This window comes from Vescimonas sp. (genome assembly GCF_057856985.1).
In genome coordinates this window covers 15,689-31,698 of sequence record NZ_DBLZXX010000017.1, presented here as the reverse complement: position 1 = coordinate 31,698, position 16,010 = coordinate 15,689, and the positions used below count along the sequence as shown (strand labels likewise).

The following is a 16,010-nucleotide window of genomic DNA, read 5'->3' as shown; positions in this document are numbered from 1 at the left end:
CCACGATGAAATGGTTGATGGCTATTCCCGTTTGGTCGACACCAAGAGATTCTCTCAATCGGTTTAATCTGGTGTTTTCAAGATGTCCTTATGAGGAGTCGGCCTTGCGGTCGCTTCTTTTTTTGCTCGTATTTCCTTACTTGCCGAAGTAGCGGTTCAGCAGACCCTCGAAGGCCTTGCCGTGACGGGCTTCGTCGCGGGCCATTTCATGGACGGTGTCGTGGATGGCGTCCAGATTGTACTTCTTGGCCAGCTTGGCCAGCTCGAACTTGCCGGCAGTGGCGCCGTTCTCGGCGTCCACGCGCATCTGCAGATTCTTCTTGGTGCTGTCGGTGACCACCTCGCCCAGCAGCTCGGCGAACTTGGCGGCGTGCTCGGCCTCCTCCAGGCCGGCCTTCTCCCAGTACATGCCGATCTCGGGATAACCCTCGCGGTGGGCCACACGGGCCATGGCCAGATACATACCTACCTCGGAGCACTCGCCCTCGAAGTTGGCGCGCAGGCCGTCGATGATCTCCTTGCGGACCTCCTCGGGAACATCCTCGCCAAAGACCTTACCGACGCCCACAACGTGCTCGGCGGCCCAGGTCTTCTCCTCGGACTGCAGGGTGAACTTGTCACCGCTGACGTGACAGACAGGGCACTCGGCGGGGGGAACATCGCCTTCGTAAACGTAACCGCAAACAGGACATACCCACTTTTTCATGATCGTATCCTCCATAACTTATTATAGTATATTGATTTGTGAGGGGATCACCCTCTCGCTTACTGACGTCAGTATACCACAGGATGCGGTTTTGGATGTGTTGCATCCGCAACACATCCAAAACTTTTTTCAGTATTTTTTACAAGCCCAGGAACGTGCGCCACACCCGGATGCAGCGCTCCGCCTCCGCCTGCTCATCGGCCTCGGCGGCCATGCGCAGCAGCGGCTCCGTGCCGGAGAAGCGGCAGATGACCCAGCTGCCGTCGGTGAAGTACACCTTGCAGCCGTCCTCGCGGCTGATGTGATCCACGGCCTTGCCGAAGTCCGGCGTCTCGCAATGGACGAACAGTCGCTCCTGCAGCTCCGCTTTGCGGGAGGGGGTCATGCGGAAGTCCGCCTCGGCCCACTGGGGGTCGCCGTACTGCTCGGCGATCTCGGCGAACAGCTCCGACACCGACTTCCCGGTGACGGCCAGCATCTCCACCAGCAGCGCGGCGGCGTAGATGCCGTCCTTGCCGGAGATGTGGCCGCGAACGGCCATGCCGCCGGAGGACTCGCCGCCGATGACGGCGTCCGTCTCCGCCATCTTGGCGGACACCCACTTGAAGCCCACCGGCACCTCGTAGCATTTCTCGCCCAGCCCTGCGGCCACGCGGTCCAGCAGGTGGCTGGTGGAGTTGTTGCGGACGCAGGGGCCGTGCCAGCCGCGGTACTTCACCAGATAGTAGTACAGCAGCACCAGCAGCTTGTTGGGATGGATAAACTGTCCCTCGTTGTCGATGACGCCCAGCCGGTCGGCGTCGCCGTCGGTGGCGATGCCCAGGTCGCAGTGCTTATCCAGCACCAGCGCCGCCAGCGGCTTCAGCGTCTCCATGTTGGGGGCGGGCAGCTTGCCGCCGAACAGGGTGTCGTGGCGGTCGTGGATGATCTCCAGATCGCAGCGGCAGGTGGTCAGCAGCATGCTGAGGCTGGACCAACTCACGCCGTACATGGGATCGAAACCGATGCGCAGCGCAGCGTTCTTGATGGCCTCCACGTCCACGGCGGACAGGATGCTGTCCAGATACTCATTCATGGGGTTGGCCTCGGTGATAAGGCCCCCGGCCAGGGCTTCGTCGTAGTCCACGCTCTTCACGTCGGCAGGCGTCACCTGAGCGATCTCCGCCTCGATGCGGGCCGTCACCGTCTCGTCGGCGTCGCGGCCACCGGCGGTGAACACCTTGATGCCGTTGTAGATGGCGGGGTTGTGGCTGGCGGTGACAGCGATGCCGTAGGGCTCGCCCCGCTTCTTCACGGTGAACATCATCAGGGGCGTGGGACTGGAGCGGTTGATGACGAAGGGATGGAAGCCATAGCCTACCAGCACCTCCGCCGCCCAGTGTGCAGACTCCTTGGACAGGAAGCGGCGATCATAGCCCACGCAGACCTCGGCCCCGCTGAGCCCCTCCTTCTCCATCAGGCGGCACAGGCCCGCCATCAGCAGCCGGATGTTCTCCTTGGTAAATTCGTCCGCGATGACGGCGCGCCAGCCGCCGGTTCCAAACTTGATCATATGCGCAGTCTCCTTTCAGCAGGCAAATGTCCGATCTGTGGCAGGCAGTCCCCGCCGCGCCGTATATTTGTTGTCATTATAGCCGTCTTTCCGTGGGAAAGATAGCCCAGAAAAATGCGATTTTGCCAAACATCCCCATATTTGCCGCGTTAATAGTCCACCTTCATCAGGCACAGGCCCTCCGGCGGCGCTGTAGGCCCCGCCAGCTTTCGATCCTTTGCCGCCAGGATGTCCTGCACATAGGCGGGCTCCCAGTAGCCGCGTCCCACCTCCAGCAGGGTACCAACTAAAATACGCACCATGTTCTGGAGGAAGCCGGTGCCGTGGAACGTGAAGATCACGCGGTCCTTCCGGCGCTCCACGGTGATGCTGTCCACCAGCCGGACGGTGGACTTTTTCATGCGGGGGTTGCCGCAGAAGCTGGCAAAATCGTGCTCTCCGGTGAGGTAGGCCGCCGCCTGCTGCATCCGCTCCACGTCGGGGCGGTAGTCCAGCAGCGTCACGTATTTCCGGTCGAACACCGGCTTCACCGGCCCATCGAAGCAGATGTAGCGGTATGTCTTGCCCAGCGCGTTGTAGCGGGCGTGGAACCGCGGCGACGCCTCCTTCACCTCCCGCACGGCGATGGTGTCCGGCAGATAGCGGTTCAGGTAGTCGCGGATGGTCTCCGGCGTCTCCTCCACGTCCAGCACCACATTGGCCGTCATGGCCCGGGCGTGGACGCCCGCATCGGTGCGGCCCGCGCCGGTGACGTCCACCGGATGGCCCTGCAGGCGGGAAAGCACGCTCTCCAGCTTGCCCTGTATCGTATCCTTCCCCGGCTGGCGCTCCCAGCCGAAAAAGCGGGTGCCGTCGTAGGCGATGGTCAGCTTATAGTTCTGTTCCACAAAAAATCACGCCCTTTCCGCCTTATTGTAGCAGAAAGGACGTGATTTGCCAATGGATTTTCTCACAGCCAGCCCATCATCCGGGCAAAGCTGTACAGCAGCTTCAGACCGTAGAATATGATGACGGCGCCGCAGACCTTGTTGATGACGTTCAGCACCTTCTCGTTGAAGCGGCTGCCCAGCAGGGACACGATGGTGGACAGCGTCAGGAACCAGATGATAGACGCGGAGCCGAAGCCGCAGATGAACGGCACATCGCCGCCGGCGGGCAGCGTGGCGCGGAATGCGCCCAGCATCATAGTGCCGTCGATAATGGCCTGCGGGTTCAGCCATGTCACCACGAAGGCAGAGGTGATGAGCTGCCACACCGGCACGTTCACGTCCTTGCCGCCCTCCAGACTGGCCTTGGACCGCAGCAGGCCCACGCCGATCCAGATGACGATCAGGCTGCCGATGGCCAGAATGACCTTCTGGAGCCAGGGCACCGCCTGCATCAGCGCACCCGCGCCCAAAAAGCAGCTGACGCCCAGGGAGATATCCCAGCAGATGACGATCAGCGCCGTCAGGTACACGCGGCCCCGCTTCTGGGTCAGGGCGCTGTTGATGACGAACAGGTTCTGCAGCCCGATGGGGGCCACATAGGCCAGACCCATGGTCAAGCCCTGCAAGTAGATGTTCATGGGTACGATTTTCTCCTCACACTATTTACTTTGGTTTTCTTACCTGCTATCATGATAGCACCTGCGGCGGAAAAAGCAAGAGCGCAGATTTATGTGAGCAGGTCAGGAGGAGCTAACCATGTCCGAGTCCCATTACGACTGCCCCTGTATGGAAAAGTGTCCGCTGCACCATGCCATGCAGCTCATCGGCGGCAAGTGGAAGGTCCAGATCCTGTGCGCCGTGTGCATCGCCGGCGCCATCCGCTACAACGCTCTGCGGAGCAAGCTGGACGGCGTCAGCAACACCGTGCTGTCCTCCGCCCTGCGGGAGCTGGAGAGGGATGGACTGGTGACGCGGCAGGAGTATCTGGAGGTGCCGGTGCGGGTGGAGTACAGCCCCACCGACAGCTGCCGTGAGCTGCTGCCTATTTTGGAGCAGCTGTCCGACTGGGCGGAAAAGCGGATGTAATGCAAAACGCCCCGCCTGCGCAGGGCGCAGGCAGGGCGTTGGGTGCTGTATGTATCAGACGGAGACGCGGCGCACGCCGTCGTTGGCCTTCATGAAAGCCAGCGCCTCCTCGTGGGTGATGGGCGGATCCAGCTTGGCCGTCACCTCCATGCAGAGGATGCCGTTCTGGCGGGTCAGGCTGCTCTCGGTGATCTGGCCGCGGTGGGACTTCACCAGTGCGTCAAAGCGGGCCAGCAGCTCATCGCTGTCCGTCATTTCCACCACGATCTCCTGAGTCGTCAGGGCGTCTGCCCCCACGGGGAAGCGGTGGAGCACGATCTGGATGCCCACCAGTACGGCGGCCTCGATAAGCCCTACCCAGTACATGCCCGCGCCGATGGCCATGCCTACGGCGGCGGTGCCCCACATGCCGGCGGCGGTGGTAAGGCCGCGGATGGAGTTGCCGTTTTTGAAGATAACGCCGGCGCCCAGGAATGAAATGCCGCTGACCACCTGGGCCGCGATGCGGGCGGGGTCCGCGCCCCGCAGGCCGTCCACGCCGACGAGGTCCACAAAGGCGTACTTGGACAGGATCATGAACAGGGCCGAGGTGCAGGCGATGATGCAGTGGGTGCGCACGCCCGCCTCCTTCTGGCGCTTGCTGCGCTCCAGGCCCACCAGTGCGCCCAGTATCGCCGCCAGCACGATGCGGATAAAGAATTCCAGATTATCAAATACCGTCAGCGCCGTCTCCGGCAGATAGTTGGTCAGTCCCGACAGCATAACAGCTCCCTCCCCATCGAGTATAGAAAGTAGTATTACTTATTATACTCGCTCTGTCAAGCGCTTTGTGGGGGGACATCCTGTCAAATTATCTAAAATCCTGCGTTGTTTCGCTGGTATTTCCTGTTTTTATCCACAGTCTACATGTTATGAACCCATCTGCGGCGCACCGCAGTACAGAGCTCACAAACGGAGGGATCATTGATGAAAAAAATAGTTGCATTTCTGCTGGCGGGATGCCTCGCCCTGTCCCTGACGGCCTGCGGTCAGGAGCCCGCCGGCCAGACCGACCCAGCCGAGGAGACGGTCTACCCCGCCTGCTTTGATGGAATGGAGGACCTCATCGCCGCAGCCCGGGCCGAGGGCGCGCTGACGGTCTACGGCAGTTGTGAGGAGTCATACCTGGCCGCCGCCTGTCAGCATTTCCAGGAGCTGTTCGGTATCACCGTCACGTACCAGCGCACCGCCGCCGGTGCGGACGTGTGGTTCGGCGGCTCTGCCGAGAACTGCCGCGCCGCCGCTGAGGCGGGGCAGCTGATGGCGTACAGCGCCGCCAACGCCGTCCACCTGACGGACAGCGCCTACCGCGACGATGACGGCTATTGGTACGGCATCCGCCGCAGCGTGCTGGGCTTCATCGTGGACAGCAGCATGCTCCGGCGCATGGAGATCGATGCCCCCGCTGACTGGGCCGATCTGCTGGAGCTGCCGTATCAGGAGCTGATCTGGACCTCCAACTACGCCGCGGACGGTGCGGGCCGTCTGCTGCTCCGCGCCGCCATGCAGCAGCCGGAGGCCTTCGGCGGGCGGGACTATCTGGTGTCGCTGGACGAGAACATGGCGCTCTACACCGCTTCTGACGCGGAGATGGTCCGCTGTCTGGGCACCGGCGAGTGCGTCATCGGCATCGGCTTCCTGCACGACGGCATGGCCCGCATTACCGACGACAACTGCACCGGCCTGCGGCTCATTGCCCCCGCCAGCGGCGCGCCCCAGAAGGTGGATGCCGCCGCCATCTTCCAGGACGCCGCTCACCCCAGCGCCGCCAAGCTGTGGACGGAGTACGCGCTGTCGCCGGAGTGCGTGGATCTGGCCGCCCAGAACGGCTGCTACCAGTACCCCGTCATCGACAATGCCGCATCCGTCTCTCTGCCCGCCGTCATTGGTCTGGGCAGCGCCCCGCTCCTGCTGCCGGAGGATGACGGCAGCGAGGTGGACACCTGGGTGGATGAGCTGATGGCCGCGCTCACCGAGGCCGGTGCTGACACCGGCGCGGACCGTTTCCTCGCCGACTGACGGCCTCCCCATCGCGCCCCACCGCCGCCGGAGAACCGGCGGCGGTTTTCCTATCCTGCACAGCAGCGGGGCGGCGATATTTTCCTCTTTTTCCCGAAAAGGTGTGACAAGCGGAAGGTTTGATGTTATAATAGTCAGGATATTATAATGCAAGAGGTGTTCGCATGAATCGCAGATATCCACAGCTGGAGATCGACCTCTCCGCGCTGCGCAGCAACGCCCAACACATTGTCCGCCGCTGTCATGACCGGCACATCCGCGTCTGCGGCGTGGTAAAGGGCGCGGACGGCCTGCCGGAGGTAGCACGCACCCTGCGCCAATGCGGCGCAGATGAACTGGGTACCAGCCGTCTGGAACAGGTGGAAAAGTGCCGCGCCGCCGGTATCGGCGGGCCATGGCTGCTGATCCGCATTCCCGGGCTTACCGAGCTGCCGGACGTGGTGCGCCTGTGCGAAACGTCCCTCCAGAGCGAACGCGTCACGCTGGACGCGCTGGAGGAGGAGTGTGTGCTTCAGGGCAAGACCCACCGCGTCATCGTCATGGCCGACCTGGGCGACCTGCGGGAGGGGTTCTGGGACAAGGACGAGATGGTGGACGTGTGCGTCCACGTAGAGCGGGAGCTGCCCCATGTGGTTTTGGCCGGCATTGGCGTGAACCTGACGTGCTACGGCTCCACCAAGCCCACGCCGGAGAAGATGCAGGAGCTGCTGGCCATCGCGGACCGCATTGAGCGCCGCATCGGCCGGAAGCTGGAGATCGTCTCCGGCGGCGCCACCAGTTCCTACACGCTGGTGCATTGGGATACCATGCCGGAGCGAATCAATCACCTGCGCATCGGCGAGGCCATCCTGCTGGGCAAGGACCTGCAGGTGGACTGGGGCATCCGCGACATGGACTACCTGCGGATGGACACCTTCACCCTGCGGGCGGAGGTGGTGGAGGTGCGTGACAAGCCCACCTACCCCATCGGCGAATTCGCCATCGACGCCTTCGGCCACAAGCCGGTGTACGAGGACCGCGGCATCCGGCGGCGGGCCATTCTGGCTCTGGGCCGTGCGGACGTAGGCGAGCTGGAGTCCCTGCTGCCCCGCGAGGAGGGCATTACCGTCATCGGCGGCTCCTCCGACCACTGCATTCTGGACGTGGAGGACTGCCCCCGCCGCCTGGAGGTAGGCGATGTGGTGGAGTTCTCCCTGTGTTACAGCCACATGCTCTACGCCACGGCCCGCAGCGACATGCACATTCAATTTGTAAATTAAAATAGGAGGAGAGAATATGGGAGAATTGACCGTTCTGTTGATAGGTGTGGTGGACGCACTGTTCGCCTTTTTCGTGGTGGCCCCCATGCTGCTGAATACTGCCAGCCTATTCGGCGTCCAGAAGCAGTTCGCCAAGGCCATGGTGGAGGAGGGCGTCATCGATGAGGCCACAGTGAAGCAGCTGCACCCGAAAAAGCAGATCGCCGGTGTGCTGATCTCGCTGGTGCTGTTCGCCGTGCTGATCTGGACCTGCTGGAAAAGTGCGCCGATGGGCTATCTCTGCGGCGGCGTGGCGCTGGTGGCAGGATTCCTGAAGTACCGCAAGATCGTACAGTACAACAGCCTGACCGTCAAGCGGTTCCGCAACAGCTACAAGGACCAGATGGACACAAAGAAGTTCAACAAGTTTGTAGAGACTCACTTTTGAGCAAAAAAGGTACGGCGCGATGCGCTGTACCTTTTTTGCGTAAACTACGCAGCAAAAAATGGGAGACGGCAAAGCCGTCTCCCATTTTTTCGTTTGGTACGCGCAGAGCCTTACTTGACCAGGGACTTGTTGGCCTCGGCCATCTCCTGGAAGATGCCCTGATGCTTCTTGGCCATGATGGCCCTGATGACCAACAGGGTGGCAATCATCAGCGCCGCCGCGATGATGAGGCAGATGACCACGTTCTGGATCAGGCCGGCCAGGATGAAGCTGACGAAGGTAACGCCGGCCACGGTCAGGGCGTAGGGCAGCTGGGTGAACACATGGTTCAGGTGGAAGCAGTGCGCACCGGCGGAAGCCATGATGGTGGTGTCGGAGATGGGGGAGCAATGGTCGCCCATGACGCCGCCGGAGCAGGCCGCCGCCAGACCGATGGTACACAGAATGGGCTGCTGATCGTAGTTGAACACCTGGACCACGATGGGAGCCATGATGCCGATGGTGCCCCAGGAGGTACCGGTGGCGAAGCCGATGGCCGCGCCGATGATGAAGATCACGGCAGGCAGGAACTTAGCCAGATCCCCTGCGCCGGACATGGCGTTGACCACGAAGTCGGCGGAGTACATGCCGTAGCGGGTCAGGCCGCACAGCGTCCAGGCAAACGTCAGAATCAGGATGGGGGAGATCATCTGGATGAAGCCGTTGGGCACAGACTCGAAGGACTTCTCAAAGCCAATGGAGCCCCGCAGCCAGAAGTAGATGAACGTAAACACCAGAGCCAGCATGGAGCCGATGGCCAGGCCCGCGCCGGAGGAGGCGTTGGAGAACGCGCCCATGAAGTCGTGGAAATACTCGCTGGTGTCATCGTAGTAGCCGCCGGTGTAGATCAGGCCGATGATGCAGGTGACGATCAGAACCACCACGGGCAGCAGCAGATCCAGCACGGAGGACTTGCCGTTGGCGGCCTTCTCATAGTCATCGGCGCCCTCGAAGGGACGCTCGGGGGTGGTGAACAGGTCGTTCTTCACCTGGGCGTTGTACTCATGGGTCAGCATGGGACCGTAGTCGATGTTCAGGACGGAGATGACCACGATCATCAGCAGGGTCAGCAGGCAGTAGTAGTTCCAGGGGATCTGCCGGATGAACATCTGGATGCCGCTGACGGAGTCAGAGTTGACGTAGCCGGACACGGCGGCAGCCCAGGAGGACACGGGAGCGATCATGCAGACGGGAGCGGCCGTGGCGTCGATGACGTAGGCCAGCTTGGCGCGGGAGATGTGATGGCTCTCGGTGACGGGACGCATCACGGCGCCAACGGTCAGGCAGTTGAAGTAGTCGTCGATGAAGATCAGCACGCCCAGCAGCATGGTCATCAGCTGTGCGCCCGCACGGGTATGTACGGTCTTGGTGGCCCAGCGGCCGAACGCCTCGGAGCCGCCGGTCTTGTTCATCAGGTCCACCATGATGCCCAGCACCACCAGGAACACGATGATGGCGATGTTGCCCGCATCGGACACGGTGGTGACGATGCCGTTATCGCCTTCCACCAGCTGCACCAGCGTCTCCCAGGGCTGGTAGTTGCTGACCAGCAGAGCGCCCACCAGGCAGCCCAGGAACAGAGAGGAATACACTTCCTTACTGATCAGGGCCAGCACGATGGCCACAATGGGGGGCAGCAGGGACCAGAAGGTGCCTGCGAACGGGGTGGTCGCATCCTCAATGAGGATAGGTGCATCTTTATAGCTGATGCCCAGAACGACCAACAGCACGATAAAGATACCCAGCGCAACGAAATACGCGATTCTGGTACTTTTCTTTTCCATGTGTGTGATTTACCTCCTCACAAATTGGTGATCTCATCCTATCGTGTTTCCAGTGAATTGTCAATATTTCATCAATTCGCAGGGCGGGTAATTTTGAACAAATTATGAACCGCAATTTCTCCCTTTCTTCCAATTTTCATTGAATTTTACACGAATTTATCATGTAATCACAGTTCTTCTCACATATTTTATATGTATTTCATTAATAATAGTTCTGTTTCTTTACGCAGCTTTAGCGATATATCAGCCGTCTCTCCGGCCTCCGCGTCCCCGCTCCGCGTTTCCTGCGCATTTCGAAAATCCGATATTTCGTTAATTCTCCGTTAACGGCGCCGTCATCTTTCCTCCCCCGGGACGCGGCACGTCAACTGCCGGCCAGGCCGCAGCTGCGGCGGTACAGGCAGCAAAATCCACCACAGCTGCCAAAAAAGCCACCGTACTGCATCCGTGCAAACCGCAAAAAAACCACCGCATCGCGGATGCGATGCGGTGGCTTTTTCATGAGATCAGGTGCATACCGCGAAGCGGCAGAGCCTTACTTGGCCATGGACTTGTTGGCCTCGGCCATCTCCTGGAAGATGCCCTGATGCTTCTTGGCCATGATGGCCCTGATGACCAGCAGGGTGGCGATCATCAGCGCCGCCGCGATGATGAGGCAGATGACCACGTTCTGGATCAGGCCGGCCAGGATGAAGCTGACGAAGGTAACGCCGGCCACGGTCAGCGCATAGGGGATCTGGGTGAACACATGGTTCAGGTGATAGCAGTGTGCGCCGGCAGAAGCCATGATGGTGGTGTCGGAGATGGGGGAGCAGTGGTCGCCCATAACGCCGCCGGAGCAGGCCGCCGCCAGACCGATGGTGCACAGGATGGGGTCGGTGTTGAAGTCGAACACCTGGACCACGATGGGGGCCATGATGCCGATGGTGCCCCAGGAGGTACCGGTGGCGAAGCCGATGGCCGCGCCGATGATGAAGATCACGGCGGGCAGGAACTTGGCCAGCTCCCCCGCGCCGGACATGGCGTTGACCACGAAGTCGGCGGAGTACATGCCGTAACGGGTCAGGCCGCACAGCGTCCAGGCAAACGTCAGGATCAGGATGGGGGAGATCATCTGGATGAAGCCGTTGGGCACAGACTCGAAGGACTTCTCAAAGCCGATGGAGCCCCGCAGCCAGAAGTAGATGAACGTGAACACCAGAGCCAGCATGGAGCCGATGGCCAGGCCCGCGCCGGAGGAGGCGTTGGAGAACGCGCCCATGAAGTCGTGGAAATACTCGCTGGTGTCATCGTAGTAGCCGCCGGTGTAGATCAGGCCGATGATGCAGGTGACGATCAGAACCACCACGGGCAGCAGCAGATCCAGCACGGAGGACTTGCCGTTGGCGGCCTTCTCATAGTCATCGGCGCCCTCGAAGGGACGCTCGGGGGTGGTGAACAGGTCGTTCTTCACCTGGGCGTTGTACTCATGGGTCAGCATGGGACCGTAGTCGATGTTCAGGACGGAGATGACCACGATCATCAGCAGGGTCAGCAGGCAGTAGTAGTTCCAGGGGATCTGCCGGATGAACATCTGGATGCCGCTGACGGAGTCAGAGTTGACGTAGCCGGACACGGCGGCAGCCCAGGAGGACACGGGAGCGATCATGCAGACGGGAGCGGCCGTGGCGTCGATGACGTAGGCCAGCTTGGCGCGGGAGATGTGATGGCTCTCGGTGACGGGACGCATCACGGCGCCAACGGTCAGGCAGTTGAAGTAGTCGTCGATGAAGATCAGCACGCCCAGCAGCATGGTCATCAGCTGTGCGCCCGCACGGGTATGTACGGTCTTGGTGGCCCAGCGGCCGAACGCCTCGGAGCCGCCGGTCTTGTTCATCAGGTCCACCATGATGCCCAGCACCACCAGGAACACGATGATGGCGATGTTGCCCGCATCGGACACGGTGGTGACGATGCCGTTATCGCCTTCCACCAGCTGCACCAGCGTCTCCCAAGGCCGGAAGTTGCTGACCAGCAGAGCGCCTACCAGGCAGCCCAGGAACAGAGAGGAATACACTTCCTTGCTGATCAGGGCCAGCACGATGGCCACAATGGGGGGCAGCAGGGACCAGAAGGTGCCTGCGAACGGGGTGGTCGCGTCCTCAATGAGGATAGGTGCATCTTTATAGCTGATGCCCAGAATGACCAACAGCACGATAAAGATACCCAACGCAACGAAATACGCGATTTTGGTACTTTTCTTTTCCATGTGTGTGATTTACCTCCTCACAAAATGTGCTTTCATCTTAGCCGGTTTTTAGCAGATTGTCAACGTTTCAGCAATCTGGAGGGCGGGTAATTTTGAACAAATTATGAATCGCACTTTCTCCCTTTTCCCCAATTTCGGGCCAATTTTTCGGCTTCTTATCGGCATTTTGTCTTTTCTTAACATAGCCTTAGCGGGTATCCGTATCCGCTTTTCTGCCTGTTTATAACCCGATTTCGTCCACATGGCCGGTATTTGTAGTGAAATATCGCTATCGTATTTTCGCTCGCGTTAAGATATTTACGCGGTTCAGTGTTTTATAAGCGCGCAAAAAATGGGAAGTCCCTACGGACTTCCCATTTTTTGCGCGGTTCGGTATAGGAGGACGCCTTACTTGGCCAGAGCCTTGTCGGCCTCGGCCATCTCCTGGAAGATGCCCTGATGCTTCTTGGCCATGATGGCCTTGATGACCAGCAGGGTGGCCACCATCAGCACCGCGGCGATGATGAGGCAGATGACCACGTTCTGGATCAGGCCGGCCAGAATGAAGCTGACAAAGGAGACGCCAGCCACGGTCAGCGCATAGGGGATCTGGGTGAACACATGGTTCAGGTGGTAGCAGTGGGCACCGGCAGAAGCCATGATGGTGGTATCAGAGATGGGGGAGCAGTGGTCGCCCATAACGCCGCCGGCGCAGGCCGCCGCCAGACCGATGGTGCACAGCACAGGCTGCTGATCGTAGTTGAACACCTGGACCACGATGGGGGCCATGATGCCGATGGTGCCCCAGGAGGTACCGGTGGCGAAGCCGATGGCCGCGCCGATGATGAAGATCATGGCGGGCAGGAACTTAGCCAGGCTGCCGGCGCCGGACATGGCGCTGATGACGAAGTCGGCGGAGTTCATGCCGTAGCGGGTCAGGCCGCACAGCGTCCAGGCGAAGGACAGGATCAGGATGGGGGAGATCATCTGGATGAAGCCCTGAGGCACGGACTCGAAGGACTTCTCAAAGCCAATGGAGCCCCGCAGCCAGTAGTACACATAGGTGAACACCAGAGCCAGCATGGAACCGATAGCCAGGCCCGCGCCGGAGGAGGCGTCAGAGAAAGCGGAAGCGAACGCATGGTAGTTGCCGCTCTCGGTATCGAAGTAGCCGCCGGTGTAGATCAGGCCGATGATGCAGGTGGCGATCAGAACCACCACGGGCAGGATCAGGTCGATAACGGAGGACTTGCCCTTGGAGCCGGTCTCGTAGTCGTCAGCGCCGGCGAAGGGACGCTCGGGGGTGGTGAACAGGTCGTCCTTGACCTGCGCGTTGTACTCATGGGTCAGCATGGGACCGTAGTCGATGTTCAGGATGGAGATGACCACGATCATCAGCAGGGTCAGCAGGCAGTAGTAGTTCCAGGGGATCTGGGCTACAAACAGCTGGATTCCGTTGACGCTGTCGGACTGGACGTAGCCGGACACGGCGGCAGCCCAGGAGGACACGGGAGCGATCATGCAGACGGGAGCAGCCGTGGAGTCGATGACGTAGGCCAGCTTGGCGCGGGAGATCTTGTGGGACTCGGTGACGGGACGCATCACGGCGCCCACGGTCAGGCAGTTGAAGTAGTCGTCGATGAAGATCAGCACGCCCAGCAGCATGGTCATCAGCTGTGCGCCGCCGCGGGTCTTAACGGACTTCTTGGCCCAGCGGCCGAACGCCTCGGAGCCGCCGGTCTTGTTCATCAGGTCCACCATGATGCCCAGTACCACCAGGAACACGATGATGGCGATGTTGCCGGAGTCGGACACGGTGGTGACGATGCCGTTATCGCCTTCCACCAGCTGCACCAGCGTCTCCCAGGGCTGGAAGTTGCTGACCAGCAGAGCGCCTACCAGGCAGCCCAGGAACAGAGAGGAATACACTTCCTTGCTGATCAGGGCCAGCACGATGGCTACAATGGGGGGCAGCAGGGACCAGAAGGTGCCTGCGAACGGGGTGGCCGCGCCTTCCACAATGATGGGAGCGTCCTTGAATGTGAAGCCGAGGATCGCCAGCAGCACCACAAAGACACCCAGCGCAACGAAATACGCTATTTTGGTACTTTTCTTTTCCATGTGTGTGATTTACCTCCTCACAAATTGTTCTCTCATCATACCTGCCTGTTAAGATATTGTCAACCTCTTAACGTCATATTCCATTATTTTAACAAATTGTAAACACGCTTTTCCGTCATTCTCACAAATTTTCAGGCTCCGTGCTTGGGAAACCTTGCATTTTCCTCTCCCCCGCTTTTGGTATTTTCCCTGTAAAATCAAGGCTTTTTGTTACGTCAGCGTATAAAAGTATGCCGGAGCAAGCTGCTCCGGCATACGAATTTTGTATGTATTTTGTCGTTAATTCCGCGTTAAGGCTGTTTAGAAGAAGAACTGCTTGATCTGCCCGTACAGCACCAGCAGCAAGCCCAGCGGGGCAACATAGCGGACGCAGACGTTGTAGAACTTAAAGGCGGTAAACTTGTTGCCGCACTGCTCGATCTCATCCTTGACCACATCCGTACCGATCTCATAGGCCACCATGAAGGTCATCAGCAGCGCTCCCAGCGGCATCATGACGCCCTCCGAGACGGCATCCCAGAAGTCAAGCCAGTCGGCAGCCCAGGCCTTCGGCTCCGCAATTCCCAGCAGATCCGCAGGCGAGAAGTTGCTGTTACCCAGTGCGTCCGCACAAACCAGAATGCAGCCCAGGCCGACAGCAGCCGCAGCAATGAGGGTATATACCTTGCGCTTGTCTCCCTTGCCCGCGTCACGGGCTTTGTCAACGAAGTGCGCTACGATGACCTCCAGCAGGGAGATGGAGGAGGAGATGGCGGCGAACACCACCAGCAGGTAGAAGAGAATGCCGAAGAGCGGGCCCATACCGCCCATACGGCTGAACACATTCTGCATGGTGACGAACAGCAGGCCGGGGCCGCCCAGATCGCCGTTGGGGTCAAGGGCGAAGCGGCCGGGCAGCACGCACAGAGCCGCCATGAAGGCCACGATGGAGTCCATGATAACGATCAGCAGGCCGTTCTTCTGAATGTTCTCTTTCTTGCCCAGATAAGAGCCGTAGGTGATCATAGCGCCCATGCCCAGAGACAGGGAGAAGAACATCTGGCCGCCGGCGGTGGCAAATACCTGGAAGATGTTGGGTGCTTCTTCGATCACGCCGTTCGCAACAGCCCAGCCGGGAACAAACATATACTTCAGGCCGTTCACCGCGCCGGGCAGGGTACAGGCGCGGATAATGCAGATCAGCAGCGCGACAAACAGTGCGGGCATACCCACGGAGCAGACCTTCTCGATACCGCCGCCCACGCCGCCGAGGACTATGAGCATGGTCAGCGCCACGAAGATCAGGCCATAGATAACAGCCTCGGTGGGGTTGGCGATCAGCGCCGACCAGGCCTCGGCGCCAACGGAAGTGCCATTGGCTGCCGCAGCCTCAGCAAATACATTTGCACCAAAACCGGCCTTGAGCAGGTCGCCCACATTGAGAATGACATACTTGATGCAGTAGCCGCCCAGCGCGCAGTAGAAGAACAAAATGAAAAATGCGGATGCGATACCCATCCAGCCCATCCATTTGAACTTCTTGGAGACCATCCTGTACGCCTCGACCGCGCCCTTGCCGGTCTTACGGCCGATGGCAAGCTCACTGATCATCACGATGAAGCCGGTGGTGACACCCAGGAAAATATACACCATCAGGAACGTGAAGCCGCCATTGGCACCCATCTTATAGGGGAAGCCCCAGATGTTGCCCAGACCGACCGCCGAGCCGACCGCGGCCATCAGGAATCCGAAATTGGATCCAAAGCCTTTTCTTTCTTCCATATCTTCTCTCCTTACGATTTCCCCCGCCTTCCCAGCGGGCGTATTTGTATCTTACCGCGAG

General features: G+C 60.1%; 13 protein-coding genes. 4 read left to right on the top strand and 9 right to left on the bottom strand.

The annotated features are described in order from the left end of the window. Window positions 1–136: 136 nt before the first annotated feature. From ACZM22_RS09175 to ACZM22_RS09160, 4 genes are all read right to left on the bottom strand, one after another. A complete protein-coding gene (locus ACZM22_RS09175) occupies window positions 137–706 on the bottom strand; it encodes an NADH peroxidase (protein ID WP_489543837.1) in 570 nt (189 codons plus the stop codon). A gap of 139 nt (window positions 707–845) precedes the next feature. After that, the gene (locus ACZM22_RS09170) at window positions 846–2,258 is read right to left on the bottom strand and encodes a phosphohexomutase domain-containing protein (protein ID WP_489543836.1); all 1,413 of its coding nucleotides are present in this window, start codon (window positions 2,256–2,258) and stop codon (window positions 846–848) included. Between the two features lie 149 nt (window positions 2,259–2,407). Then, window positions 2,408–3,145, bottom strand: coding sequence for a tRNA pseudouridine(38-40) synthase TruA (truA, locus tag ACZM22_RS09165; RefSeq protein ID WP_489543835.1), 738 nt, complete (start codon window positions 3,143–3,145; stop codon window positions 2,408–2,410). 62 nt (window positions 3,146–3,207) lie between these two features. Continuing rightward, window positions 3,208–3,825 carry a LysE/ArgO family amino acid transporter gene (locus ACZM22_RS09160; protein ID WP_489543834.1) on the bottom strand — a complete coding sequence of 206 codons (618 nt, stop codon included), beginning with the start codon at window positions 3,823–3,825 and terminating at the stop codon, window positions 3,208–3,210. Between the two features lie 118 nt (window positions 3,826–3,943). On the opposite strand from ACZM22_RS09160, the gene ACZM22_RS09155 reads away from it, so the two are divergent. Beyond that, a complete protein-coding gene (locus ACZM22_RS09155; protein WP_489543833.1) occupies window positions 3,944–4,273 on the top strand; it encodes a winged helix-turn-helix transcriptional regulator in 330 nt (109 codons plus the stop codon). 54 nt (window positions 4,274–4,327) lie between these two features. Here the strand turns inward: ACZM22_RS09155 and ACZM22_RS09150 are convergent, their stop codons facing one another. Further along, window positions 4,328–5,035, bottom strand: a complete 708-nt coding sequence (locus ACZM22_RS09150; protein WP_489543832.1) for an MgtC/SapB family protein — start codon at window positions 5,033–5,035, stop codon at window positions 4,328–4,330. A 204-nt stretch (window positions 5,036–5,239) separates the two neighbouring features. Between ACZM22_RS09150 and ACZM22_RS09145 the strand changes: the two genes are divergently transcribed. From ACZM22_RS09145 to ACZM22_RS09135, 3 genes are all read left to right on the top strand, one after another. Next, entirely contained in the window at window positions 5,240–6,331 is a 1,092-nt protein-coding gene (locus tag ACZM22_RS09145) for an ABC transporter substrate-binding protein (protein ID WP_489543831.1), read from the top strand. 164 nt (window positions 6,332–6,495) lie between these two features. Further along, the gene (locus ACZM22_RS09140) at window positions 6,496–7,590 is read left to right on the top strand and encodes an alanine/ornithine racemase family PLP-dependent enzyme (protein ID WP_489543830.1); all 1,095 of its coding nucleotides are present in this window, start codon (window positions 6,496–6,498) and stop codon (window positions 7,588–7,590) included. A gap of 16 nt (window positions 7,591–7,606) precedes the next feature. After that, the gene (locus tag ACZM22_RS09135; RefSeq protein WP_483267358.1) at window positions 7,607–8,017 is read left to right on the top strand and encodes a hypothetical protein; all 411 of its coding nucleotides are present in this window, start codon (window positions 7,607–7,609) and stop codon (window positions 8,015–8,017) included. Between the two features lie 110 nt (window positions 8,018–8,127). Here ACZM22_RS09135 and ACZM22_RS09130 read toward each other — a convergent pair whose 3' ends face one another. From ACZM22_RS09130 to ACZM22_RS09115, 4 genes are all read right to left on the bottom strand, one after another. Continuing rightward, window positions 8,128–9,840: a Na+/H+ antiporter NhaC family protein gene (locus ACZM22_RS09130; protein ID WP_489543829.1), complete on the bottom strand. Its 1,713-nt coding sequence runs from the start codon at window positions 9,838–9,840 to the stop codon at window positions 8,128–8,130. A 535-nt stretch (window positions 9,841–10,375) separates the two neighbouring features. Next, window positions 10,376–12,088 carry a Na+/H+ antiporter NhaC family protein gene (locus tag ACZM22_RS09125; RefSeq protein WP_489543828.1) on the bottom strand — a complete coding sequence of 571 codons (1,713 nt, stop codon included), beginning with the start codon at window positions 12,086–12,088 and terminating at the stop codon, window positions 10,376–10,378. 387 nt (window positions 12,089–12,475) lie between these two features. After that, on the bottom strand, window positions 12,476–14,188 hold the full coding sequence (locus ACZM22_RS09120) for a Na+/H+ antiporter NhaC family protein (RefSeq protein ID WP_489543827.1): 1,713 nt from the start codon (window positions 14,186–14,188) through the stop codon (window positions 12,476–12,478). Window positions 14,189–14,488: 300 nt separating this feature from the next. After that, entirely contained in the window at window positions 14,489–15,949 is a 1,461-nt protein-coding gene (locus ACZM22_RS09115) for a sodium-dependent transporter (RefSeq protein WP_489543826.1), read from the bottom strand. Window positions 15,950–16,010 lie beyond the last annotated feature (61 nt).